25 protein-coding genes are annotated in these 23,973 nt (G+C 60.6%); 11 read left to right on the top strand and 14 right to left on the bottom strand.

Annotated elements, in window-relative coordinates; translation table 11 throughout:
* Positions 1 to 63: 63 nt before the first annotated feature.
* Positions 64 to 1,158 carry a DUF1615 domain-containing protein gene (locus KJF94_RS16790; RefSeq protein ID WP_214377410.1) on the top strand — a complete coding sequence of 365 codons (1,095 nt, stop codon included), beginning with the start codon at positions 64 to 66 and terminating at the stop codon, positions 1,156 to 1,158.
* A gap of 77 nt (positions 1,159 to 1,235) precedes the next feature.
* On the opposite strand, the gene KJF94_RS16785 is transcribed toward KJF94_RS16790, so the two are convergent.
* The 5 genes from KJF94_RS16785 to KJF94_RS16765 all read right to left on the bottom strand — a co-directional run bounded on the left by KJF94_RS16785 (position 1,236) and on the right by KJF94_RS16765 (position 4,760).
* Entirely contained in the window at positions 1,236 to 1,715 is a 480-nt protein-coding gene (locus tag KJF94_RS16785; RefSeq protein WP_214377409.1) for a phage infection protein, read from the bottom strand.
* 194 nt (positions 1,716 to 1,909) lie between these two features.
* Positions 1,910 to 2,620, bottom strand: coding sequence for an anti-sigma factor (locus KJF94_RS16780; RefSeq protein WP_214377408.1), 711 nt, complete (start codon positions 2,618 to 2,620; stop codon positions 1,910 to 1,912).
* Complete coding sequence (locus KJF94_RS16775; RefSeq protein ID WP_031319051.1) at positions 2,617 to 3,144, bottom strand: sigma-70 family RNA polymerase sigma factor; 528 nt, start codon at positions 3,142 to 3,144, stop codon at positions 2,617 to 2,619. Before KJF94_RS16775 ends, KJF94_RS16780 begins: the two co-directional genes overlap by 4 nt.
* A 171-nt stretch (positions 3,145 to 3,315) precedes the next feature.
* On the bottom strand, positions 3,316 to 3,837 hold the full coding sequence (locus KJF94_RS16770) for a DUF3455 domain-containing protein (RefSeq protein WP_214377407.1): 522 nt from the start codon (positions 3,835 to 3,837) through the stop codon (positions 3,316 to 3,318).
* 128 nt (positions 3,838 to 3,965) lie between these two features.
* Positions 3,966 to 4,760 carry a DUF4349 domain-containing protein gene (locus tag KJF94_RS16765; protein ID WP_214377406.1) on the bottom strand — a complete coding sequence of 265 codons (795 nt, stop codon included), beginning with the start codon at positions 4,758 to 4,760 and terminating at the stop codon, positions 3,966 to 3,968.
* A 145-nt stretch (positions 4,761 to 4,905) separates the two neighbouring features.
* On the opposite strand from KJF94_RS16765, the gene KJF94_RS16760 reads away from it, so the two are divergent.
* Positions 4,906 to 5,529, top strand: coding sequence for a glutathione S-transferase (locus KJF94_RS16760; RefSeq protein WP_214377405.1), 624 nt, complete (start codon positions 4,906 to 4,908; stop codon positions 5,527 to 5,529).
* 107 nt (positions 5,530 to 5,636) lie between these two features.
* On the opposite strand, the gene KJF94_RS16755 is transcribed toward KJF94_RS16760, so the two are convergent.
* Positions 5,637 to 6,077, bottom strand: coding sequence for a CBS domain-containing protein (locus KJF94_RS16755; protein ID WP_034149924.1), 441 nt, complete (start codon positions 6,075 to 6,077; stop codon positions 5,637 to 5,639).
* A gap of 512 nt (positions 6,078 to 6,589) precedes the next feature.
* Between KJF94_RS16755 and KJF94_RS16750 the strand changes: the two genes are divergently transcribed.
* Together KJF94_RS16750 and KJF94_RS16745 are read left to right on the top strand one after the other, a co-directional pair.
* Positions 6,590 to 6,889 carry a hypothetical protein gene (locus KJF94_RS16750; protein WP_214377404.1) on the top strand — a complete coding sequence of 100 codons (300 nt, stop codon included), beginning with the start codon at positions 6,590 to 6,592 and terminating at the stop codon, positions 6,887 to 6,889.
* A 243-nt stretch (positions 6,890 to 7,132) separates the two neighbouring features.
* Entirely contained in the window at positions 7,133 to 9,493 is a 2,361-nt protein-coding gene (locus KJF94_RS16745; protein ID WP_214377403.1) for a DNA polymerase II, read from the top strand.
* On the opposite strand, the gene KJF94_RS16740 is transcribed toward KJF94_RS16745, so the two are convergent.
* Entirely contained in the window at positions 9,458 to 9,928 is a 471-nt protein-coding gene (locus tag KJF94_RS16740; protein ID WP_214377402.1) for a DUF1810 domain-containing protein, read from the bottom strand. The two genes, KJF94_RS16745 and KJF94_RS16740, sit on opposite strands and share 36 nt — an antisense overlap.
* Before the next feature lie 29 nt (positions 9,929 to 9,957).
* On the bottom strand, positions 9,958 to 10,779 hold the full coding sequence (locus KJF94_RS16735) for an aldo/keto reductase (protein WP_214377401.1): 822 nt from the start codon (positions 10,777 to 10,779) through the stop codon (positions 9,958 to 9,960).
* Positions 10,780 to 11,000: 221 nt separating this feature from the next.
* On the opposite strand from KJF94_RS16735, the gene KJF94_RS16730 reads away from it, so the two are divergent.
* Positions 11,001 to 11,750, top strand: coding sequence for a hypothetical protein (locus KJF94_RS16730; protein WP_214377400.1), 750 nt, complete (start codon positions 11,001 to 11,003; stop codon positions 11,748 to 11,750).
* Between the two features lie 232 nt (positions 11,751 to 11,982).
* Entirely contained in the window at positions 11,983 to 12,768 is a 786-nt protein-coding gene (locus KJF94_RS16725; protein WP_214377399.1) for a sulfite exporter TauE/SafE family protein, read from the top strand.
* A gap of 18 nt (positions 12,769 to 12,786) precedes the next feature.
* On the opposite strand, the gene KJF94_RS16720 is transcribed toward KJF94_RS16725, so the two are convergent.
* Positions 12,787 to 13,155 carry a VOC family protein gene (locus KJF94_RS16720; RefSeq protein WP_214377398.1) on the bottom strand — a complete coding sequence of 123 codons (369 nt, stop codon included), beginning with the start codon at positions 13,153 to 13,155 and terminating at the stop codon, positions 12,787 to 12,789.
* A 181-nt stretch (positions 13,156 to 13,336) separates the two neighbouring features.
* On the opposite strand from KJF94_RS16720, the gene KJF94_RS16715 reads away from it, so the two are divergent.
* The gene (locus KJF94_RS16715) at positions 13,337 to 13,885 is read left to right on the top strand and encodes a DUF4174 domain-containing protein (protein WP_214377397.1); all 549 of its coding nucleotides are present in this window, start codon (positions 13,337 to 13,339) and stop codon (positions 13,883 to 13,885) included.
* A gap of 170 nt (positions 13,886 to 14,055) precedes the next feature.
* On the opposite strand, the gene ampC is transcribed toward KJF94_RS16715, so the two are convergent.
* Complete coding sequence (ampC, locus tag KJF94_RS16710; RefSeq protein ID WP_250548172.1) at positions 14,056 to 15,222, bottom strand: class C beta-lactamase; 1,167 nt, start codon at positions 15,220 to 15,222, stop codon at positions 14,056 to 14,058.
* A 159-nt stretch (positions 15,223 to 15,381) separates the two neighbouring features.
* Here ampC and KJF94_RS16705 point away from each other — a divergent pair, with 159 nt between their 5' ends.
* Positions 15,382 to 16,263, top strand: a complete 882-nt coding sequence (locus KJF94_RS16705; protein ID WP_214377395.1) for a LysR family transcriptional regulator — start codon at positions 15,382 to 15,384, stop codon at positions 16,261 to 16,263.
* A 129-nt stretch (positions 16,264 to 16,392) separates the two neighbouring features.
* Here the strand turns inward: KJF94_RS16705 and gudD are convergent, their stop codons facing one another.
* Both gudD and KJF94_RS16695 read right to left on the bottom strand, forming a co-directional pair.
* Complete coding sequence (gene gudD, locus KJF94_RS16700; RefSeq protein WP_214377394.1) at positions 16,393 to 17,736, bottom strand: glucarate dehydratase; 1,344 nt, start codon at positions 17,734 to 17,736, stop codon at positions 16,393 to 16,395.
* Positions 17,737 to 17,760: 24 nt separating this feature from the next.
* On the bottom strand, positions 17,761 to 19,107 hold the full coding sequence (locus tag KJF94_RS16695; protein WP_214377393.1) for an MFS transporter: 1,347 nt from the start codon (positions 19,105 to 19,107) through the stop codon (positions 17,761 to 17,763).
* Positions 19,108 to 19,387: 280 nt separating this feature from the next.
* Here KJF94_RS16695 and KJF94_RS16690 point away from each other — a divergent pair, with 280 nt between their 5' ends.
* Together KJF94_RS16690 and KJF94_RS16685 are read left to right on the top strand one after the other, a co-directional pair.
* The gene (locus KJF94_RS16690; protein ID WP_214377392.1) at positions 19,388 to 20,104 is read left to right on the top strand and encodes a FadR/GntR family transcriptional regulator; all 717 of its coding nucleotides are present in this window, start codon (positions 19,388 to 19,390) and stop codon (positions 20,102 to 20,104) included.
* An 89-nt stretch (positions 20,105 to 20,193) separates the two neighbouring features.
* On the top strand, positions 20,194 to 20,355 hold the full coding sequence (locus KJF94_RS16685; protein ID WP_214384984.1) for a hypothetical protein: 162 nt from the start codon (positions 20,194 to 20,196) through the stop codon (positions 20,353 to 20,355).
* A 165-nt stretch (positions 20,356 to 20,520) separates the two neighbouring features.
* Here the strand turns inward: KJF94_RS16685 and KJF94_RS16680 are convergent, their stop codons facing one another.
* Positions 20,521 to 21,432: a DMT family transporter gene (locus KJF94_RS16680; RefSeq protein WP_214377391.1), complete on the bottom strand. Its 912-nt coding sequence runs from the start codon at positions 21,430 to 21,432 to the stop codon at positions 20,521 to 20,523.
* Positions 21,433 to 21,528: 96 nt separating this feature from the next.
* Here KJF94_RS16680 and KJF94_RS16675 point away from each other — a divergent pair, with 96 nt between their 5' ends.
* On the top strand, positions 21,529 to 22,392 hold the full coding sequence (locus KJF94_RS16675) for a LysR substrate-binding domain-containing protein (protein ID WP_214377390.1): 864 nt from the start codon (positions 21,529 to 21,531) through the stop codon (positions 22,390 to 22,392).
* A 177-nt stretch (positions 22,393 to 22,569) separates the two neighbouring features.
* On the opposite strand, the gene trhP is transcribed toward KJF94_RS16675, so the two are convergent.
* Positions 22,570 to 23,895, bottom strand: a complete 1,326-nt coding sequence (gene trhP / locus KJF94_RS16670) for a prephenate-dependent tRNA uridine(34) hydroxylase TrhP (protein WP_214377389.1) — start codon at positions 23,893 to 23,895, stop codon at positions 22,570 to 22,572.
* Positions 23,896 to 23,973 lie beyond the last annotated feature (78 nt).

The following is a 23,973-nucleotide window of genomic DNA, read 5'->3' as shown; positions in this document are numbered from 1 at the left end:
CATAGCCTGCATCATGGGATTGATCGTATGGTTACCCCGGCCCAACGGATTTGATGGAGCAGCATGCAAGCCAATCGATTGATCACGAGCGCCGCGGCGCTGTTGGTGCTGGCCGGGTGCGGGACGCAGCGCAGTCAGGAAGCCCCGGCCCGGCCACCCGCCGAGGTCAAGGCAGAGATCGTGCGCCTGCTGCCGGCCAAAACCGTGGATCGCCAAGGCTGGGCCACGGACATTTACGCGGCCTTTGCCGCGCAGGACATTTATCCCTCCACGCAAAACCTGTGTTCCGTGCTGGCCGTCACCGAACAGGAATCGACCTTTCAGGTTGATCCGTCGGTGCCGGGCCTGGGCAAAATCGCCCGGGATGAAATCGACCGGCGTGCCGCGAAGGCCCACATCCCCGGCCTGCTGGTGAGCGGGGCGTTGCAAGTGAGTTCAAGCAACGGCAAAAGCTACAGCGACCGCTTGAATGCCGCGCGCAGTGAAAAGGAGCTCAGCGCGATCTTCGATGACTTCATCGGCATGGTGCCCATGGGCCGCACGTTGTTCGGCGGCTTCAATCCGGTGCACACCGGTGGCCCGATGCAGGTCAGCATCGACTTCGCCGAGCAACAGGCACGGAGTTATCCCTACCCGGTGGACGATACGATTCGGCATGAGGTGTTCAGTCGTCGCGGCGGCATGTATTTCGGCATCGCTCACTTGCTCGGTTATCCGGTGAGCTACAAACAGCCGCTGTACCGCTTCGCCGATTTCAACGCCGGCTGGTACGCGAGCCGCAATGCCGCGTTTCAGAACGCTGTGAGCCGTGCCTCGGGCATCCCGCTGGCGCTGGACGGCGACCTGGTGCGCTACGACTCGATCATGCCCGGCACCACGGAACTGGCTGTGCGTACCCTCGGCAAACGCCTGGACATGCGCAATCCGACCATCAGGGATCAACTGGAGAAGGGCAACAGCCTCGAGTTCGAGGACACCCGGTTGTATCAGCGGGTTTTCGAGCTGGCCGAACAAGCCGAAGGCCGTTCATTGCCGCGTGCGGTGTTGCCGGGGATCGTCCTGCAGAGCCCGAAAATCACCCGCAAACTCACCACAGCGTGGTTTGCCAAGCGGGTTGATGAACGTTATCAGCGCTGCATGGGGCGGGCGGGGAAGTGACCGGTTTCAAAAAGGCGTAAAAAAACCCGGCTGATGAGGCCGGGTTTTTTGTCGAGTCTTGCGGTAAAGCCATTCATTCACACTGCACGGCTTTCGATCAGACGATCCGAACCACCTTCTGCTACGCGGTTTTCGATCAGACGATCCGAGCCACCTTCTGCTACGCGGTTTTCGATCAGACGATCCGAACCACCTTCTGCTACGCGGTTTTCGATCAGACGATCCGAGCCACCTTCGGCAACGCGGTTTTCGATCAGACGATCCGAGCCACCTTCAGCGACGCGGTTTTCGATCAGACGATCAGAGCCACCTTCGGCAACGCGGTTTTCGATCAGACGGTCGGAGCCACCTTCGGCAACGCGGTTTTCGATCAGACGATCCGAGCCACCTTCGGCAACGCGGTTTTCGATCAGACGATCCGAACCACCTTCAGCCACACGGCTTTCAATCAGACGATCCGAGCCGCCTTCAGCGACAACCGGGTGAGCGGAAGAAGCGGCAAAAGCGTTAACTGCAAAAACCGAGAAAGCGATGCTGAGGAAGAGTGGGCGTTTCATGATGGTGTGCTCCGGGGTGTAGTTGTTTGGTATGGAGCTGATGTTACGCCGCGGATTTTTTATGAGAACTTCATTGACGTGATGGTGAACATCGACGGCAATGATGGACCGGGCAACTCCCCGTGCGTGAGCGTGATGTTTTATTCGTCAGCTGGGTGAGGGCAGTTGACCGGGGGGTGGCTGGCGCGTGACTTTCAGATCACCTTCACCGCCCGCCCGATGAACTGAATCGGCCCGGTAGGCTTGCCGATCGGCGAGCCGGTGCGGTTTTCAAGGGTCAGTTCGAACAATTGGTCGGGTTGCAGCGGCGGCAGTTTATCCACAGGCACCGACAGCGTTTGCCCCGGTTTGACCAAGCCCAGCGACACCGGCCCTTGCCAGCCTTCGGCCTTGGTCCAGAACTCCAGTGCCTTGTCTTCCGGAACCTGGGCGACCCCCAGCGGAATCAACTGGATTTCCCTGGGATTGCTGGCCGAAATCACCCAGCCCGGCGATTTGTCTTGTGGCGCGACCAGCACCACCAGATAGGTCGGCTTGACCGTGGTTTGCGTGAGCAGCAGCGTGCCGAGCAGCAACGTGGCCGCCAGCCCCGCAACGGCGAGCCCGCGCCACAGCGCTAAGCGATTCCACCAGGATGACGGTTCGAGAGTTGGCTGGCGGGTCAGGGCGTTGACGCTGCGCTCGATGCGTTGCCACAGCGCGGGCGAGGGCGTCTCGGGTTGGGCAAAGTCAGTCAGGCCCAACAAGCGACGCTCCCAGGTATCGACCGCCGTGCGCAGTTCGGCATCGTCGGGCAGGCGTTGCTGTACCGCGCGGCGTCGTTCGTCCGAGAGCGTACCCAACACATACTCGCTGGCCAGTTCGGCGAGTTGCTCCGGGGTCTCATCCGCAGGTCTGATCGTCATCCCATGCACTCCCGCAATGCTGTCAGGCTCCTTTTGATCCACGCTTTGACGGTGCCCAGCGGGGTGCCGAGTTTGCGTGAAATTTGTGCGTGAGAATAACCGTCGACGTAGGCGTGCAGGATGCAGCTGCGCCGCGCAGGATCCAACTGCTCCAGGCACAGATGAATGCGTGAGGAGTGCACCTGGGCATCGAAGGTTTCAGCGTCGTTCTGCACGTCGATATCGCCCTGGATTTCGCGGCTGTTGTCACGGATGAAGTTGAGCGCCAGATGCCGGGTCACGCTGAACATCCAGCCCCGTGCCGACCCCCGCGTCGGGTCGAAACCTGCAGCGCCGGCCCAGATCTTGAGGAACGCATCGTGGACGATGTCTTCGGCCAGCGCGGTGTCGCGCACCAGGCGCCTGGCCACGCCGAGCAGCCGCGGACTCTCCTGCACATACAAATCGCGCAGGGCCTGACGCTCGCCCCGGCCACAGGCGGCGAGGTGAGCTTCATAGTCGAAAATGGGTTCGGGCAAGGACACAGATCTCAGCCGTTATGTGGGGCAGTCCGAATGCAATCTAGCAAACAATCCACATCCCTGTAGGAGAGAGGCTTGCCCGCGAAGGCATTGTGTCATCCGACATCCTTGTTGGATTTTTAGACGCCTTCGCGGGCAAGCCTCACTCCTACAAGGTTTCGGTGGTCTTGACGGTTAACTCGCGGCCCAGAAAATGTAATCCGCCTGATACTTCACCACTTCCTGCGTGCCCTTGTTAGCCGCCGTGCACTCGGCGCTCGGGGCGACGCCCCCTTTGAGGGCAACACGCTGGATGTAACTGACGCCGCTCATCGCACCTTTGCCCTCGGCCGGATTGGCCTTGACCAGTTGATAGGGCAGATTGCCCGGGCTCGACGGTGCGACTGCCAGCTGGGTGCCGGTGACTTTCGAGCCATCCTTCGCTTGCCAGGTCGCCGGGGGGCCGTAGTAAGTGCCGACTTGTTTGCCAGCGCGATCATTGAGCACAGCCTTGGGCCCGACAAACACCCATTCGGTCTGGCCGGCCGCGTTGGCCTTGTCACGGCATTCGTAGGTGATTTCGCCAACGCCGGTGGTTTCCATGGCGACCTTGTGCCCGTCCGGAACCTTGATGGTGTCGGGCAGACCGTTCTGGGCAAAGGCCGCAGGCACTGCGGCGAACAAAGCGGCAAGGCAAATCAGTTGTCTGGCGTTCATGAAATTCTCTCCGTTAATGAGTCATCCGCTGTGCAGCAACAAGGGCTGCTACAGGGACTACCCGGCGGAAAGCGATTTGGATGCGGTGGCCAAAAAAAATAACTGAATACCTGTGGCGCACGCCCAACTCAGCCCCGACGCCGAACAAACTTGCGCCACAACCAGACCCACAGCATGAACAGCGGGAACGCCAGGATCAGGAAGGGCAGCGCGTAGCTGGTTTTTTCCAGCGCATCGGCGGCGCCGTCGGCCAGATTGTCGAGCAGATTGCTGAACGCCTGGCTCAGGTGCGAAGAGCGACTGCTGGCCCCGGTTGGCAGGAACGACAGCGTGACCCGATTGGTGTCCAGACGCCGCTGGTGCCCGGCGGCAATCTGCGCCAGGGCTTGCAGATCGTTTTCGATCCCGGCCTGCTCCTTGCTCAAGGTGATCAGATCGGTGACGCTGATGTCTTTGCGGGTCGCCAGTTCATCCAGGCGCTGCTGTTGGGCCTTGAGTCGTTCCTGGCGTCGGCGGGTGTCGTCCACGGCATCGGCCAGGTCTTCGGCGCTGGTGATCCGCTGACCCAGTTCGCCACCTTCGGCGGCCATCGCCACCAACGGTTCCACGCCAGCCGGTGCGATGCGCACGGTGATGTCGGCACGGCCTGCGCCTTGCTCGATGCGCAAGATGTTGCAGGCGCCGAAACGCGCGGTTTCGCACGCCTCACGTGTGGCCTGCAAGCGTGGGGCGATTTTTGCCTGGGGCAGCAACAGTTGCAGTTCGTGTTCATAGGCGAGCATGGCCCCGCCACGCCCTTGTTCACCGGCTAGACTGGCCGATGACGAATGGTCGCTCGGCGAGCAGGCACTTATCGCCAGGCAGGCCAGAATGAACCCGAAGGTACGAGAAAGTGAGGCGCGTTGGCCATCCTGTTGGCGCATGTTCTTTCCTTGAAGTGTGCTGCGGGGGATTAAAACAGAGCCCCGGGATCGCGCATCTTACCTGCATCGATCCGCCAAATGGCAGGGAACGTGACCTGTCACCACTCGTCTACTGATCATCTGTTCGTCTCGCCAGGAGCGCGATATGTATCAGCTATACGGACACCAGAACTCCGGCGCCGCCGCCATCGAAGCCGCGTTGGAGCTCTGCGAGATTCCTTACCGCTTCATCGACGTCGAGGTCTCCACGGAGGCGGCCCACGCGCTGGAGAAACTCAATCCGCTCAAGCAGATTCCGACCTTGCAGCTGCCCGATGGCAGCATTCTCACCGAAAGTGCGGCGATCCTGATCCATCTCGGGCTCACGTTTCCCAAGTCGAAACTGCTGCCGGATAACGCCGCCGAGCGCGATCAGGCGATCCGTGGCCTGGTGTACATCGTCAGCAATTGTTACGCGGCGATCGGCATCATCGACTATCCGGAACGGTGGTTGCAGGTCGCGGATAAACCCTCACGGGACAACCTCATGGCCGGCGCTCGCGAACGACTGCACTGGAGTTGGGAGGTGTTCGCCGATCAGTTTTCCGGCGAGTTGTATCTGGGCGATGAGCCGCCCGGCGCGCTGGATGTACTGGCGGCGGTGATTACGCGTTGGGCGGGCAGCCGGGAATATTTGCGCGGCGCCCGCCCCGGTTTTTTCGCCTGGCTGGAGAGAATTGACCGGCACCCGACACTGGCCCCGGTCTTTGCGCGGCATTGGCCGTCCTGAACACCTCAATTCCCTGTAGGAGCGAGCTTGCTCGCGATGGTGGGTCAGCTACATGGGTGTCGACTGACACACCATCGCGAGCAAGCTCGCTCCTACAACGGCTCGCATTACTCGCCGCGAATGTACTGCTCCAACTGACGAATCAATTCAGCCTGTTCAGCAATGGCTTCCTTGACCAGGTCGCCGATCGACAGCAGCCCGATCAACTTGCCGTTCTCCACCACCGGCAAGTGGCGCAGACGTCTGTCGGACATGATGCCCAGGCACGTATCGACGGTTTGATGGGTGTCCACGGTGATCACCGGCGACACCATGATGTCGCGCACCGGTGTGCCCACCGAAGAACGGCCGTGCAGCACCAGTTTGCGCGCGTAATCACGCTCACTGATGATGCCCAGCACTTCTTCATTCTCTACCACCAGCAAGGCACCGACGTTCTTCTCGGCCATCTTCATCAGTGCTTCCAGCACCATGTGATCCGGCTTGATCTGATGCACTTCCTGATTTTTCTGATCTTTCAACTTGAGCAGTTGGGCGACGGTTTTCATGGTGGCTTCTCGGGTGTTATCGTTGTTCTTGAAGAATCGTAGACGCAAGCGCTGAGGGCAAGGCAGAAAGCGGCAGATAACGCGCAAAAAACGTCATTCGGCGGTTTTTCTTCGATAAACCTCACCTGTCGGGTCAGTAAACATCCACAAACCTGTGCATGGCTTGCCCGAGGATCGGCACTGGAAGGGATGCTGAGCGACCCGGGATTGCATTCCCTTGCAGACGGTGGAAATGCCCGTCATGAGGCACACAACTTTTCAAGACGTTTCCTACAACGTATCTTGTTGCCGCGTTTCGGGATCGACTCCATAGTTCGGGTTCGCGGAAAACACCGCGAACGACCTTGGCCGGTCGGATTTCCGAAACGCAACAGTTGCTCCTGTTATGGCGGCTGTGTGCGGGACACCTTCGGGTGTGCCGGGTTTCGGGTACCGGTCGGCCAACCTGCACACGGCTGTCACCTTATCTTCGCTTGGCCGCGATGGGTGGTAGCTCAACTCGAGGTTCTATCATGTTCCAAGTCATGCCGCGTTACCTTCCGATCGACACCTACGACGCCGAAACACCGGTGCTCTTCGTCAACACCCACAAAGAACTCAGTGAACTCACTGCCTGCGCCATGCATCGCTTCACCGTGGTTCGCGATCTGGCAGATACGCTGACCAGCCTGAACCTGAAAAACACTTCCGACTGTGATCTGGTGCGTATCACCCGCGCCGTGCATCTGCTCATGCGTGAGGGCTGTGCTGTGCTGGATGTGGTTCAAGCGCGGGCGTTGCAGCGGGAGAATGAGTACAAAGCCACGATTTAGTGCTGTTGCCGCGGGCTCCATCGCGGGCAAGTCGGGTCGCCGCATCGCACGCTCCCACAGGATTTGCGGCGAGCACAACATTTGTGACCGCTATAAATCCTGTGGGAGCGTGGCTTGCCCGCGATGAACGATAACGCGGTCCTACTGACTCGCCCCGACAGCGTGGGAGCGCCTACATCACGAGCGCTATCGCCAGCGATGACGCGTAGAATTGCCACCTGAATCGGATTTGAGGTTGCAGTGGTGGATTTACAGCGGGGCTTCGTCCTGACCCGGCATTGGCGCGATACCCCGGCCGGTACGGAAGTCGAGTTCTGGCTGGCGACCGAGACCGGTCCCCGGCGAATCCGCCTGCCTCATCAACCGTCGGTGGCGTTCATCCCGGCTGAACAGCGCGAGCAGGCCGAAGCAGTGTTGCACGGCGAAAAAAACGTCGAGCTCAAACCCCTGGCTCTGCAGGATTTCGAACATCGCCCGGTGCTCGGCCTGTATTGCCAGCAACACGGGCAACTGATGCGTCTGGAAACCGCGCTGCGCAAGGCCGGTGTCGAGATGTTCGAAGCCGACGTGCGCCCACCGGAACGCTACATGATGGAGCGCTTCATCACGGCGCCGGTGATCTTCGGTGGCACACCGAATGCCGAAGGCCTGCTGCTCGACGCGCAGATGAAACCCGATCCCGACTACCGACCAACGCTCAGGCTGGTGTCCCTGGACATCGAAACCACCGCGCAAGGCGATCTGTATTCCATTGCCCTGGAAGGCTGCGGCGAGCGCCAGGTCTATATGCTCGGCCCGCCGAATGGCGACGACAGCGAGGTGGATTTCCAGCTCGAATACTGCGATTCCCGAACCCTGCTGCTGAAGAAACTCAACGAATGGTTCGCCCGCCACGACCCGGACGCGATCATCGGCTGGAACGTCGTGCAGTTCGATTTGCGCGTGCTGCACGAACACGCACGACGGCTGGCGGTGCCGCTGAAACTGGGGCGGGGCGGCGAAGAAATGCAGTGGCGCGAACACGGCAGCCGCAACCATTATTTCGCCTCGGCGGCCGGGCGATTGATCATCGATGGCATTGAATCATTGCGCTCGGCGACCTGGAGCTTTCCCTCGTTCAGCCTGGAAAACGTCGCGCAAACCCTGCTCGGCGAAGGCAAGGCGATCAGTACGCCGTACCAGCGCATGGACGAAATCAACCGCATGTTCGCCGAGGACAAACCGGCCCTGGCCACCTACAACCTCAAGGACTGCGAACTGGTCACACGGATTTTCGCCAAAACCCAATTGCTCACGTTCCTGCTCGAGCGGGCCAGCGTCACCGGTTTGCCGGCGGATCGCAGCGGTGGTTCGGTCGCGGCGTTCACGCACCTGTACATGCCGTTGATGCACCGTCAGGGTTTCGTCGCGCCCAACCTCGGGACGAAACCGGCGCAGGCCAGCCCCGGCGGATTTGTCATGGACTCGCAGCCGGGTCTGTACGAATCGGTGCTGGTGCTCGACTACAAAAGCCTCTATCCGTCGATCATCCGCACCTTCCTCATCGACCCGGTCGGGCTGATCGAAGGCTTGCAGCATCCTGACGACAGCGAGTCCGTAGCGGGTTTTCGCGGTGCGCGTTTTTCCAGGACCCGGCATTGCCTGCCGGCCATCGTCGCCCGGGTTGCCGAAGGTCGCGAAACCGCCAAGCGCGAACACAACGCGCCGCTGTCCCAGGCGCTGAAGATCATCATGAACGCCTTCTACGGCGTGCTCGGCTCCAGCGGCTGTCGCTTCTTCGATACGCGTCTGGCCTCGTCGATCACCTTGCGCGGCCACGAAATCATGCTGCGCACCCGGCAACTGATCGAAGCCCAGGGGCACACGGTGATCTACGGTGACACCGACTCGACATTTGTCTGGCTGCGCCGAGCCCACGGTCAGCAAGAAGCGGCGCAGATCGGCCGCGCGCTGGTGGACCACGTCAACCAGTGGTGGCGCGAGCATGTCCAACAGGAATACGGGCTGGAAAGCGCACTGGAGTTGCAGTTCGAGACCCACTACAAACGCTTTCTGATGCCGACCATTCGTGGCGCCGAAGAGGGCAGCAAGAAGCGTTATGCCGGGCTGGTCACACGTGACGACGGCACTGACGAGATGGTCTACAAGGGGCTGGAAACCGTGCGCACCGACTGGTCGCTGCTGGCCCGGCAATTCCAGCAAGAGCTTTACACGCGGATTTTCCATCGCCAGCCTTATCAGGATTATGTGCGCGAGTACGTGCGCAAAACCCTGGCGGGCGAGTTCGACGATCGCCTGATCTACCGCAAGCGCCTGCGCCGCACCCTGGACGACTATGAGCGCAACGTGCCGCCGCATGTTCGCGCGGCGCGGATTGCCGACGACTACAACGATCAGCAGGGCCGTCCGCGGCAATACCAGAATGGCGGCTGGATCAGCTATGTGATCACCGTCGCCGGCCCCGAGCCGCTGGAGATCCGCAGTGCGCCGATCGATTACGACCATTACGTCACGCGGCAGCTGCAACCGGTGGCCGATGCGATCCTGCCGTTCGTGGACGACGATTTCTCAACCCTGATTGGGGGGCAGTTGGGCCTGTTTTGAATCCAGCAGGGTTAACGTCCACGCGTCCGGGATTCCGTGGAAATACTGGTCCAGCGCTTGTTGAAACGGGCTGTTATCCGGGGCGATCTGGGCGAACAGAGTCATCGACGAATGGAATTTAAGGTCGTCCGGATGGCCAAAAATCTCCGCGATGGAGCGCTGCGGGATGTTCAGCACCAATTGTGCGCAAGTTCGCAGTCGGGACCCCAGCAAAGCATGTTTCAGATAAGCCGAGGCCTCTTCGCTCGAGTGAATGGCATATCGTTGCGACATTTCGCTGCCGCCCAGGCCGATGAATTGCGGAAAGATGAACCACATCCAGTGACTGCGCTTTCGTCCTGTGCCGAGTTCGTTTTTCACTCGCTCGAACACCGGGTCCTGCGCCTGGATAAAGCGCTGCAGGTTGAAGGCGTCAAGCTGATCGGTGCTTCTCATGAGAAGCCCTCTGACAAAGCCGCGATGGCTCAGACCATGGCCAGTCGCTGTTTGCGTTGTGGCGCGCGAAACGCTTGGTCCAGCGCCTCCAGATCCCCGGCCTCAAGCCGTAATTGCATGGCTTGCGCATTCAGATGCACGTGTTCAGGCCGAACCGCTTTGGGAATGGCGATTACACCATCCTGTCGCAGAATCCATGCCAGCGCTACCTGCGCCGGTGTCACGCCGTGACGGGCGGCCACCTGATTGAGTGTCGGGTGGGCCAGCAACGCCCCGCCCTGGCCGATGGGACAGTACGCCATCAATGGCTGCCGATGCCGCTGGCACCACGGCAGTAAATCAAATTCTATGCCGCGTTCTTCCAGGTTGTAGAGCACTTGATTGGTGGCGCACGCCGGGGAGGCCAGTTCCTGCAGGTCATCCACATCGAAATTGGACACGCCCCAACGGCCGATCTTGCCGTCTTCGCGCAGGCGTTCGAAGGCGTCGACGGTTTCTTCCAGCGGATACTGGCCCCGCCAGTGCAACAGGTACAAATCGATGTAGTCGGTGTTCAAACGGCGCAGGCTGCGCTCGCAGGCCTGGGGAATGCCTTTGCGGCCGGCGTTGTGCGGATAGACCTTGCTGACGAGAAACACCTTGTCGCGCTGGTCGGCAATCGCTTCGCCCACCACCTCTTCGGCGCCACCTTCGGCATACATCTCGGCGGTGTCGATCAGGGTCATGCCCAACTCGATGCCCAGGCGCAGCGCGGCGACTTCTTCAGCGTGTCGAGCGTGATCTTCACCCATGCGCCAGGTGCCCTGGCCAATGACGGGTACGTTGACGCCGGCCAGTTCGAGGGTCCGCATGAAAACCTCCTTGATGTAATTCAGTCGATACTTCGGTTGGCAGCAGAATAGCCCATGGGTTCCGTCCATCTGTAGCCCTGCCGGCGAGCGCGATTCAACTGAAACACCACGCTGCCAGCACTTACGGACTGCCGGCACTGCACTTTTTCGCAATCCACGGCTCTATCCCTTGCCAGCCTGCGGCGATCCCCACTGCCGGCCCATGCCCAAGTTCAAGCCCCATGGCCCGAGTTTTACCCCTCACTGCTGTGCACATCCGCCGCCACTGCCTGCTGCTCGCCGTCCTGTCGATGCTGTTCACGACCGGTTGCAGCCAGCAACAAGGCCGGGACATCGTCAGCCAGTTTCGCGAAGGCCGGCCCCAGGAATTCCTCCAGACCAGCGTCGACCGCATGGCCACCCTGGCGATGCGCGACAACCTCGATAGCCTCTACCTACTGATGAGCAAGCTCTACCTGCGCAACCCGCAGGAGCTGAAGAAATCCGGTTTCCTCGACGCCCGCACCGCAGGCAAACAGGTGCGTATGGCCATCGAACAGCAACAACCGCTGCCAACGCTGGGGGGGAAGAAAGATCTGGCGGCGCTGAGCTACGCCATGAGTCCGGAGTTCCTCGGCGACCGGGTCGGTGCCTTCATCTATGCCATCGGCAGCATGCTGGTCACCGCTCACGGCAACCGGCTCGAGTTCTACATGACCGATGCGATCAACCCGACTTTCGTCAACAACGCCGCGCGTAACATCGAGAAGGCCACCTGGATCCTCAGCCAGCGGCAGAACAAAAACGGTGAACCCTTGCTGTTCTCCAACGAGATCTCGGAGGAGGGCAGCAACCTGAGTTTCGCCGTGGAGTTCGGCAAGATCGTCGCGCGCCTGGACCTGCTGACCCAGATGCTGGACGAGCGCTACCGGCGGATCGGTCTGAATTACGCGCAGAGTCTGCTGTTCCTCAATTTCCTGCCTGTGCAGTGATCCCCAATGTGTGGACCTTTGTGGCGAGGGAGCTTGCTCCCGCTTGAGTGCGCAGCACTCACAAAAGGGGCCGCTCCGCAGCCCAGCGGGAGCAAGCTCCCTCGCCACAGAGGATCGCTCTCACAGGGAATGCATGCGCGGGAATAACGATAGACCCTATCGATATAAGTAGTTATAAGAAAAATCGCTATGCTGCGGGCCAGATTTTTCATGCGTTTCAGTGGGCGTGTTAATGGATTTCGTTAACTTCGGGTTGGTGGTTGCAGGTTTGGTGGTGGGTTTCATCGTCGGCATGACCGGCGTGGGCGGCGGCTCGTTGATGACGCCGATCCTGCTGTGGTTCGGGATCAATCCGGCCACGGCGGTGGGCACGGATCTTTTGTACGCCGCCATCACCAAATCCAGTGGTGTGCTGGTGCATCGCAAGAACAAGAACATCGACTGGGCGATTACCGGTTGGCTGACCCTCGGCAGTGTGCCGGCGGTGGCGCTGACGCTGTGGTTCCTGAGCAGTTTGCAAACCTCCCCCGACGCGATGAACGCCGTCATCAAACAGGCGCTGGGCTTTGTGCTGTTTGCCACGGCACTGGCGATTTTCTTCAAGAAGCGCTTGCTCGACTTTGCCCACAAACGAGCGGGCGGCGAGTACAACCCAAGCGGCCAGCGCTTGAATGTGCTGACCGTGATCACCGGCCTGATCCTCGGCACCATGGTGGCCCTGACTTCCATTGGCGCAGGCGCCCTGGGCACCGTGGCGTTGTTCATACTCTATCCGCTGCTGCCGACCCGCCGTCTGGTCGGCACGGAAATCGCCCACGCCGTGCCACTGACCCTGGTCGCCGGTCTTGGCCATGCCAGCATGGGCAACATGGATTGGCAGGTGCTGGGCTTCCTGCTGATCGGTTCGCTGCCGGGCATTTACCTGGGCAGTCACCTGACGGGCCGTATCTCCGATGAAGTGTTGCGTCCCTGCCTGGCCACGATGCTGGTGCTGATCGGCTACAAACTGGCGTTCTGATGTTTGCCCGGGCGTCAGTCATTCACGGGTGAATATCTCCAGCAGATGCCCGTCCGGGTCATCGAAATACACACGCCTTCCACCCGCATAGTCATTTATCTCTTCGGCGCGCTGCTTGCCCGGATCAGCCCACCACGGTTGCTTCCTGGCCTGCAGGCGCGCGAAGGCCGCATCGAAATCGTCGTCGCCGATCAGGAACGCATAGTGCTGAGAGGCTATCGGTGGGTCATTGTCGTAGTAATCCAGAGACACGCCGTTGTCGAACCTGACGATCAGCATCGGCCCGAAGGGCTCGGGGGCGGGCAGGCCGAGGAGGTCTGCCAGGTAGTTGGCCGATGTCTGCTTGTCGCGACACCAGACGATGGTGTGGTTCAGCTGAGCGCTCATCGAGAAATCCTCACGGCGGATCAGGTGGTTTGTTTATGAGTGATGAGATTAGTCCAGTCTGTTGCGCAATGACCGCCCTGACCTAAGCTTGGGTCAAGGCGAGACACAATTGCGGTGCGTCACCCGGAACGATCGCCGCGATGCGCAATCATTAGAGCGTGGATATCAAAAGGAGATGCGCATGCTCATCAGGTCATTGACCCTGACAACCCTGCTGGCGATTGCCGGCCCCTTGCTCGCCGCCGATGGCGACTCACCACTGGACATGGACAAGGGCAGGTCCCGGCCGTTGATTGTCATCGCTCCAAGCACGGTCGATCCGACGTGGGTCAGCCTGAAAAAGTCGCTGGATGAGCCGGCCAATCGCAAAGAATTCACCGACCGCAATATGGTCCTGTACACCGTGCTCAATTTGATGGGCCAGCGCGAAGGCAAAGACCTGGGACCACAAGACACGGCGGCGCTGATCCGTTCGCTCAAGTTGGGTGCCGGGGCGAAGACCAAGGTGATTCTGGTCGGCAAGGACGGCGAAAAGAAAATCGAGCAATCGGATGCGGTTGATCTGAAGACGATTTTCAAAACCGTCGACGAATTGCCGCCTACCGAGAAAGAAGCCACGGTGCCCACACCGCCGCCGGTTACTGAAGCCGCGCCGGAGAAGGGTGCCAAAGGGACAAAGCCGGGCAAACCGGCGAAGCCCGCCAAGCCACCGGAAATGCCTGACGATTGAACGCGCGCGAATCCTTTGTGGCGAGGGAGCTTGCTCCCGCTGGGCTGCGAAGCGGCCCCAATTCGGTAACCGCGTTCCATCAGATAAATTTAGGGGGCAGGTTTCACGACTGCTGCGCCGGGGATCGACCGGCGGGAGCAAGCTCCCTCGCCACAAATGCGGGGTGAGGATTATTCGGTTAATGCACTCAACACCGCATGGGCGATTTTGACCCGCTCCGGGTTCGGGTAGTTTTTGTTGGCCAGGATCACGATGCCAATGTCCTTCGACGGCACATACGCCACGTAAGCACCGAAGCCACCGGTCGAACCTGTTTTGTTGAACAGCACATTGTCCGGATGAGCCTGCGGCGGGTTCAGCCATTTGACTTTATGTGCCTCCATCGCCATCTGCGACGAGTTGCCGGCGAGCAGTTTGTCGAGGCTGATCGGGTAGCTGTAAAACTCCCAACCCAAGCCCTGGGTCATGTCGCCCACCTTGTAAAAGCCGGTATGCGTCGTGGCGATGGCCTGCTGCATCGGCGCTTCAAGGTCCGACGGTTTCATGTTCGCTTCGACATATCCGAGCAAGTCCGAAGCGCTGGTTTTCACGCCATACGCCTGCGAATCCAGTGCCCCCGGCTCAACCCTCACAGGCTTGTCATCCTTGTTGTAACCCTGGGCGTAAAGCGCCATTTGCGCGGGCGGCACCTTGAGGAAGGTGTGCTGCAATCCGAGCTTTGGCAGCAAGGTTTTTTCCATCACTTCATCAAACGGCTGGCCCATGCTGTGGGCCGCTAGATAACCGAACAGCCCCAGGCTCGGGTTCGAATACTGCCGATGGCTGCCGGAGGCGTAGACCGGTTTCCATTGTTTGAAATAGCCGAGCATCTTGTCCGGCGCATCGGCATCGCTCGGGAATTGCAGCGGCAGACCACCGGCGGTGTAGGTGCCCAGTTGCAGCACGCTGACGTGATCGAACGCACTGCCCCGCAACGCCGGCAGGATGTGGCTGGCCGTGTCGGACAGGGACAGTTTGCCACTGGCCTGGGCGTAGGCGGCGAGGGTGGCAGTGAAGGTTTTGCTCACCGAACCGATCTCGAACAAGGTGCTTTCGGTGACAGCCGTTCCGGTTTCCTTCGAGGCCACGCCGTAGTTAAAGTAATGCGGCTTGCCATCCACCGTGATCCCGACGGCCATGCCGGGAATGTTCTGTTGCTGCATGATCGGGACAACCGCGGCATTCACCACCGCTTCGATCTGCGCGTCAGTCTGACTTCCGGCAACGCAGTAACCTGCACCAAGGAGTAGTCCGAAAGCGCTGCAGGATAAGACCTTGCCGAGTTTTAAGTTATGCATGATTGAGCCGCTGTCCATAAGATTTGATGATTAAACCCGCTACACTCCGAGCGGTTTGCACATCGGTCCGCCGATGAGCGTGCCAAATCTAGTCACTTTGCCGGCCATCGACAAACGACGTTATTTCGGATGAGCCATTAGAAAAATTTGGGAGTTGGCATGATCCGCCCGCAATTACCGCTGAACGCACTGCGCGCCTTCGAGGCTTCTGCACGCCACCTGAGTTTCACACGGGCGGCGGTAGAGTTGTGCGTTACACAGGCGGCGGTGAGTCATCAGGTCAAAAGCCTGGAAGCCCAGCTCAACGTCACGCTGTTCAAACGCTTGCCCCGCGGCTTGATGCTGACCAGTGAAGGGGAGACGTTGTTGCCGGTGCTGCGCGAGTCCTTTGACCGCATCGCCGAAACCCTCGAGCGTTTCGAGGGCGGGCATTTTCGCGAAGTGCTGTCGGTGGGCGCGGTGGGAACGTTTGCGGTGGGCTGGTTGTTGCCGCGATTGGCCGACTTCCAGACGAAACATCCGTTCATAGATTTGCGCCTGTCGACCCACAACAATCGGGTGGACGTGGCGGCTGAAGGGCTGGATTACGCGATTCGCTTTGGGGCGGGTGCGTGGCACGGGATTGAAGCGGTGCGCTTGATCGAGGCGCCGTTGTCGGTGTTGTGCGTTCCCGAGATTGCCCGGCGACTGCGCACGCCGGACGATCTGTTGCAGCAAACGCTGCTGCGTTCCTACCGCACGGATGAGTGGCCCGAATGGTTTCAGGCCACCGGCCTTCCTGCCCATGCCGCTCCGCCCCGGAGCATCGTCTTCGATTCCTCGCTGGCGATGATGGAGGCGGCGCTGCAAGGAATGGGCGTGGCATTGGCGCCACCACTGATGTTCGCCCGACAACTGGCGGCGGGTGCCATCGAGCAACCGTTCGCCATCGGCATCACTACTGGCAGCTATTGGCTGACCCGCTTGCAGTCGCGTGCCGAAACGTCGGCGATGGCGGCGTTCAAGGGGTGGTTGCTGCAAACGGCGCAACTGAACGATTGAACACCGCTTAACCTGTAGGAGCCGAGCTTGCTCGCGAAGGCGGCGGCAGATCTTGCATCAACGTGACTGAGAGACCGACTTCGCGAGCAAGCTCTGCTCCTACAGGGATTTGCGGCGTTCATTTAATTGTTAGCGCACCAGGCACGGCCGCTTGTTATCAAATTTCCACCCCGGAATCAGAAACTGCATCGCCACGCTGTCGTCCCGTGCACCCAGCCCCATGCCTTTGTACAGCTCATGAGCCTTGGCCAACTGGTCCATGTCCAGCTCAATCCCTAGCCCCGGTTTCTTCGGCACTTGCACGCAACCGTCGACGATTTGCAGCGGGGCTTTGGTCAGGCGCTGGCCGTCCTGCCAGATCCAGTGGGTGTCGATCGCGGTGATGTCGCCCGGTGCGGCGGCCGCGACATGGGTGAACATCGCCAGGGAAATATCGAAGTGGTTGTTGGAGTGCGAGCCCCAGGTCAGGCCCCATTCGTGGCACATCTGCGCCACGCGCACCGAACCCTGCATGGTCCAGAAGTGCGGGTCGGCCAGCGGAATGTCCACTGATTGCAGCTGGATCGCGTGGCCCATTTCCCTCCAGTCGGTGGCGATCATGTTGGTCGCGGTTTTCAGGCCCGTGGCGCGGCGGAATTCAGCCATGACTTCGCGGCCCGAGTAACCGTTTTCCGCGCCGCACGGGTCTTCGGCGTAGGCGAGAACATGATGCTGATCGCGGCACAAACGAATCGCTTCTTTCAGCGACCACGCGCCATTCGGATCGAGGGTGATGCGCGCATCAGGGAAGCGCTCGGCCAGCGCGGTGACCGCTTCGATTTCTTCATCACCACTGAGCACGCCGCCCTTGAGTTTGAAATCCTTGAAGCCGTAACGGGCGTGGGCGGCTTCCGCCAGACGCACCACGGCGTCGGCGCACATGGCCTTCTCGTGACGCACGCGGAACCAGTCGTTGTCGGCGTCTGGTTCGCTGCGATAGGCCAGGTCAGTCTGGTTACGATCACCGACATAAAACAGATAACCGAGCATCTTCACTTCGTCGCGCTGCTGGCCTTCGCCGAGCAGGGCGGCGACCGGCACGTCCAGATGCTGACCGAGCAAGTCGAGCAACGCCGCTTCCAGGCCGGTGACGGCATGGATGGTGATGCGCAGGTCGAACGTCTGCAAACCGCGGCCGCCGGCATCGCGGTCGGCGAAGGTCTGGCGCACCTGGTTGAGAATTTTCTGATACGTGCCAATCGGGCTGCCGACCACCAGACTGCGCGCATCTTCCAGCGTCTGGCGAATACGCTCGCCGCCAGGCACTTCGCCGACGCCAGTGTGGCCGGCGTTGTCCTTGAGGATCACGATGTTGCGGGTGAAAAACGGACCGTGGGCGCCGCTCAGATTGAGCAGCATGCCGTCGTGGCCGGCCACCGGAACGACCTGCATGCTGGTGATGATCGGGGCTCTTGCGGTGTCTTGTGCGTTCATATTCTTATCCTTGTAGACCGGTGTTCAGGCGTGTTCAGGCGTTGGTTTGCCCAGCGCAACGGCCGGTGCTGTTTTCGGGGTATTACGGGCGGCGAAGACGATGATCGCGGCAATGATCGACGTGGCGGCCAGGCCATACAGTCCGCCCTGAATCGAACCGGTGTGCTCTTCGAGCAGGCCGAACGTGGTTGGCGCGACGAAGCCGCCGAGGTTGCCCACAGAGTTGATCAGCGCGATCACGCCAGCGGCGATCCGTGCGTCGAGGTATGCCTGGGGAATCGGCCAGAACAGTGACGAAGCGGATTTGAAACCCAGTGCTGCGAAGCAGATCGCAACGAAGGCAAAGATCGGCCCGCCGGTGGTGGACATGAACATCCCCGCCGCAGCGATCAGCAGGGCGACGGCGACCCAGGCTTGCTGGTGTTTCCATTTCGCCGACAGCGAAGCGAAGGCGTACATGCCGACGATCGACAGCAGCCACGGAATCGAGTTGAACAACCCGACCTGAATGTCGCTGAGGTCGCCCATCTTCTTGATGATGCTCGGCAGCCAGAAGGTCGCGGCGTAGATGGTCAGCTGAATGAAGAAATAGATCAGGCAGAACAGGATGATCTGGCGATCCTTGAGCAGCTTGCCCAGGGACGGTTTGATCGGCGTCGCGGCTTCGCGGGCCAGTTGTTCGTCGTCGATGGCTTTGACCAGTGCGTCCTGTTCTTCGCGGCTCAGCCATTTGGCGTCGTGGGGTTTGGAGTCCAGCCAGAACCAGACGAATACGCACAGCCCGACCGAGAACATCCCTTCAATGAAGTACATCCATTGCCAGCCGTGCAGGCCAAAACCGCTGATTTGCAGGAGCAGCCCGGACAACGGGCCGGAGATCAGTGAGGCAATGGCCGAACCGCTGAGGAAAATCGCAATGGCCTTGCCGCGTTCCACCCCCGGCAACCAGCGAGTGAAGTAGTAAATCACCCCCGGGAAGAACCCGGCTTCAGCCACGCCCAGCAGGAATCGCAGGATGTAGAAGTGGGTTTCGTTCTGGATGAACGCCATGCAAGCGGCCACCAGGCCCCAGGTCAGCATGATGCGGGTCAGCCAGATTCGCGCGCCGACTTTTTGCAGGAGGATGTTGGAGGGGACTTCGAACAGCGCGTAACCGATGAAGAACAGACCGGCACCGAGGCCGTAGGCGGCAGCGCCGATGCCCAGGTCATGTTCCATGTGGGCGCGGACGAAGCCGATGTTCACGCGGTCGATGTAGTTGACGATGAACATGATGACGAACAGCGGCAGAACGTGGCGTTTCACTTTCGAGATGGCGGACTTCAGGACCGAATCGGCGCCGTCGTGCATCCCGGAGATGGATGTATTCACTTGGTTTTCTCCCACTGATTATTTTTATGCGGGGTGTTGCTGGTGCTACGTTGTTGCTAGACATCATACAACTGCATTTTTTTGTTCTGCAAGCGGTAATGTCTTGTGAAATGGCCGTTATCTTAAAATTTGTTTGGTGGTGACGGGTTGTGAATCAGTCTTTGTGCGCTGTATTTGTGGCGTTTGTTGAGTGTTGTCATACAAGTAGAGAGGCGTTTCTTGGGGATTTCACTTGATCGCGGTGCTACGATTCCGTCAGCTCTGCTCTCGGATGACCGCCATGCAAGAAGATCTCGACGCGCCTGCCCGCAAGCGCACCCACAACCTGGCCCACGACCTGGTCGCCAAACTGACCCAGAGCATCCTGCTCGGCCAGATGTTGCCGGGGGACAAGCTGCCCTCGGAGAACACGATTGTTCAGGAACACGGCGTCAGTCGCACCGTAGTGCGCGAGGCGATCTCGAAATTGCAGGCGTCCGGATTGGTGGAAACCCGGCACGGCATCGGCACGTTCGTGATCGAGCGCGCGCCGGAGCAGGGGCTGCGACTGAATGTCGATACGGCGCTGGGGGTGCGCAGCATTCTGGAGTTGCGCATGGGCCTCGAAACCCAGGCCGCCGCGTTGGCGGCCATGCGCCGCACGGATCAGCAACTGGCGCAAATGCGCGAAGCGCTTGATGACTATCAAAGCCTGCTCGCCAACAACGACAGTTGCGTCGAAGCTGACAAGCGCTTTCACCTGCTGATTGCGGAAGCCACCGGCAACGTCTGCTTCACCGAAATCATGCAGCACCTGGGCAGCGCCATGATTCCCCGGACCCGGGTCAACGCCGTCGAGCGTGGCGCGGCGGATTTGAGCAAGCTGGGGCAGCTCGCCAACCTTGAGCACGAGGCGATTCTCAACGCCATCAAACGCCAGGACGCGGATGCGGCGCGGGCGGCCATGTGGCTGCACCTGACCAACAGCCGGGACCGGTTTCTCGCCGATCGCGATTAACCATTTGTCTGTTCGATAGCACGCCGTTAGCGCGCCTGCTTCCAACGAGTACGGCCCAGATTTGCTGGACCTCATCAATGAGGTGCGTCATGGCTAACTCAATGGATCACGATGCTCCACCCGGCATGGACCAAGCGCGGGACCCGGCCGGCGCAGAGCCTGATCGACCTGAAGACTGGATGGACCCCGCCACGGAGGAGGACGTGCCTCCGCCGGATGAGCCCACGCCGCTGTCCGATGACAGGCGCTAAACAGAACCCGGCCAGTGTGCCGGGTTTTTTGTGGCGGGCAGGTTGACCGCGTCATCGTTCATCGCGAGCAGGCTCGCTCCCACATTGACCTCATGAACACTGAAGATCCCCTGTGGGAGCGAGCCTGCTCGCGATGACGCCAGACGCATCACCACAAACTCCCAATCAAACACCCGCCACCCGAATCACCACCCACCGCCGCTCCAGATTCAACGCCAACACACTGACCAACACCACCATCGCCCCCACAACAATCATCACCGTCGGCCGCTCCCCCAGCGCAAACGAAGCCATCGCCATCGCCGTCGGCGGCACCAGATACAGGGTCATCGTCGCCCGGCTCAAATCAACGTGAGCCAGCACAAACGCCCAGGCCAGGTAAGCAAGTGCACTGGGAAACACGCCCAACGCCACCACCGCCCACTGCACATGCATCGGTGCGCTGACCACTTGCGCAACCAACCCCGGCAAGTACACCAGCAACAACACCGTCCCCGACCACACCGTGTAGCAAACCAGCGTCAGTCCGTCGTACCGCCCGGAGTGGTGTTTCTGCAACGCGAAGTAAAAACTCCAGGACACCGCCGCCAGCAGGATCAACAAACCGTGGGCATCGATGCTGCCCACTCCGCGATCGCCCGCGACCACGATCACCACGCCGATCAGCCCCAGAAAAACACAACCCCAACGCCAGGTGCTCACGCGGTCCTTGAACACGAAACGCGCCAGCAGCGTGCTGAACAGCGGCGTTGTTTGCGCCAGCACACTGGACGCGCCGGCGCTGACACCTTGCTGGCCGAAATTGATCGCCACGTGATGCAGGCTCACGGCAAAAAAACCGAGGCCGAACAGCAGCGGCAAATCGCGAAGGTTGGGCAGGGTGATGCCTTTGACCAGCGCAACCATCGCCATGAACGCAGATGCCACCAGGAACCGTAGCAGCGCCAGATGTCCGGGGTCATAGGCCTGCAAGCCGATGTGAATGCCGGTCGGGGAGTAACCCCAGCAGGCCACGACAAACGCCGTGGCCAGAATGATTTTGACGGGAGAGTGGGAGGGCGTTGCGAGCGGTTGCATGGTCGGGCACCTGTGGACAGATGCACCGAGTATCAGAACTCGGACCGTTCGCCACAACTGACTTATACTGCGTCAACTGTTCACTTTGGGTGATGTATGGAGCTGGCGCAGATTCGCATGTTCAAGACCGTTGCCGATGTCGGCAGCATCGCCCGTGCAGCCGAGTTGTTGCATTGCGTGCCGTCGAACATCACGGCACGGATCAAGGCGCTGGAGGCGGAGTTGGGTGTTGCGCTGTTTCTGCGCGAAGGCCGAGGGTTGCGCATCAGCCCGTCGGGGCAGACGTTTCTGGCTTATGCCTCGAAGATTCTCGCGCTCACGGCGGAGGCCCGGCGCGCGGTCGACCCCGCTGCCGAACCCTCCGGCCCGCTGCGCATTGGCGCCATCGAATCCTCGGCCACCGGGCGCTTGCCGCGATTGCTCGCCAAGTTCCACAAGCGTTACCCGGCGGTGGCGCTGGAACTGACCACCGGTACCTGGGGCCAATTGTTGGATGACACCGTCAGCCACCGGCTCGACGGCGCGATCGTCGCGGTGGATGTCGAGCGCGCGCACCTCAAGCGCACGCCGATGTACCGCGAGGAGCTGCTGCTGATCGCCTCGACGTCCCTGGGCCCGGTGCGTGATATCGCCGACTTGCAGGATAAAACCGTGTTCATGTGGCCACAGGGCTGCCCCTACCGCGCGGCGCTGGAACACTGGTTGTTGCGCCAGGGGCAGGCGCTGCCGATTGTCAGCCTGGCCAGTTACGGCGCGATTGTCGGTTGCGTCAGCGCGGGGGCGGGCGTCGCGCTGGTGCCTAAAGGTGTGTTCGATCAGTACGCCAAGGGCGCCGGTTGCGCGGGGTACGAATTCCCCGAGCTGACCGCCATCGACAACCTGTTTTACTGGCATGAAAACGCCGGGGTGCACCCGGCGCGAGAGGCGTTTGTGGCGATGTTGCGCGAAGAGTTCGCGTAGACGATTTTATGGAATACGGGACTTTGTGGCGAGGGAGCTTGCTCCCGCTGGGGAGCGAAGCGCCCCAAAACCAGAGCATAGGTTTCTTCAGGTTGAACAGTGAACACCCATCTGCGAGCGCTTCGCGCTCGAGCGGGAGCAAGCGCCCTCGCCACAGGTTTCATCTGGTCTACCGGGCTACTTCATACCCACATCCCGCATCAACAACCCGAACCGCAAATCCACCGCATCCGGAATCGGCAGGTACACCGTGTGCCCGTCCCCCGGCGCCACGTCGATTGGCTGGCCTTTGACGTTCTGCAGCTGATGCAGATCGAAGTGGAAGTTGCCCTTGGGCGTCATCAGTTCCATGTGATCGCCCAGGCCGAAGCGGTTCTTCACCTTGACCTCCGCCAGACGCTCACGCCGCTCACCGGTCAGCTCACCGACAAACTGCTGCCGTTCCGACACCGAGCTGCCGTTCTGATAGTTCTGGTATTCGTCATGCACATGCCGACGTAGAAAACCCTCGGTGTAACCGCGCTGGGCGAGGGATTCAAGATCGGTCATCAGGCTGCGATCAAACTCTCGACCGGCCACCGCATCGTCGATTGCCCGGCGATACACCTGAGTGGTCCGGGCGCAATAGAAATGGGATTTGGTCCGGCCTTCGATTTTCAATGAGTGCACGCCCATCTGCGTCAGACGCTCGACATGCTGCACGGCGCGCAGGTCCTTGGCGTTCATGATGTAGGTGCCGTGTTCGTCCTCGAACGCCGGCATCAGTTCGTCCGGTCGATTGGCTTCCTGCAACAGGAACACCTGATCGGTCGGTGCGCCAATCCCCAGGGTCGGTTCGGGCTGGAAGGTCTGCACGATCTCGCCGAGCTGGTTTTCCGTGGCCTCTTGCGCCGAGTACTTCCAGCGACAGGCGTTGGTGCAACTGCCCTGATTGGCATCGCGTTTGTTCATGTAACCCGACAACAGGCAGCGGCCGGAGTAGGCCATGCACAGCGCGCCGTGAACGAACACTTCCAGCTCCATGGCGGGCACTTGCTGGCGGATTTCAGCGATTTCTTCCAGGGACAGTTCACGCGACAGGATGATCCGGCTCAAGCCTTGTTGTTGCCAGAACTCGACGCTCGCCCAGTTGACCGTGTTGGCCTGCACCGACAGGTGAATCGGCATCTGCGGGAAGTGCCGGCGCACCAGCATGATCAGGCCGGGATCGGACATGATCAGCGCATCCGGCGCCATGGCGATCACCGGCTCCAGATCCTTGAGAAAGGTTTTCAGCTTGGCGTTGTGCGGGGCGATGTTCACCACCACGTAGAAACGCTTGCCCTGGGCCTGGGCTTCGCGAATGCCAAGCGCCAGGTTGGCGTGATCGAATTCGTTGTTGCGCACCCGCAGGCTGTAGCGCGGCTGGCCGGCATACACCGCATCGGCGCCGTAGGCGAAGGCATAACGCATGTTTTTCAGGGTGCCGGCGGGGGCGAGCAGTTCTGGCGTGGCGAGGGTCATGGGCGGGTCGATCGCAAAAGTCCGCGAGGGTAATCGGCTTGGCCGCAGGTTTCATTGATCTGGATCTATGCTTGATGA

The sequence above is a fragment of the Pseudomonas hormoni genome (genome assembly GCF_018502625.1).
Classification (GTDB): Bacteria; Pseudomonadota; Gammaproteobacteria; order Pseudomonadales; family Pseudomonadaceae; genus Aquipseudomonas; species Aquipseudomonas hormoni.
This window is presented reverse-complemented; position numbering and strand designations above follow the sequence as displayed.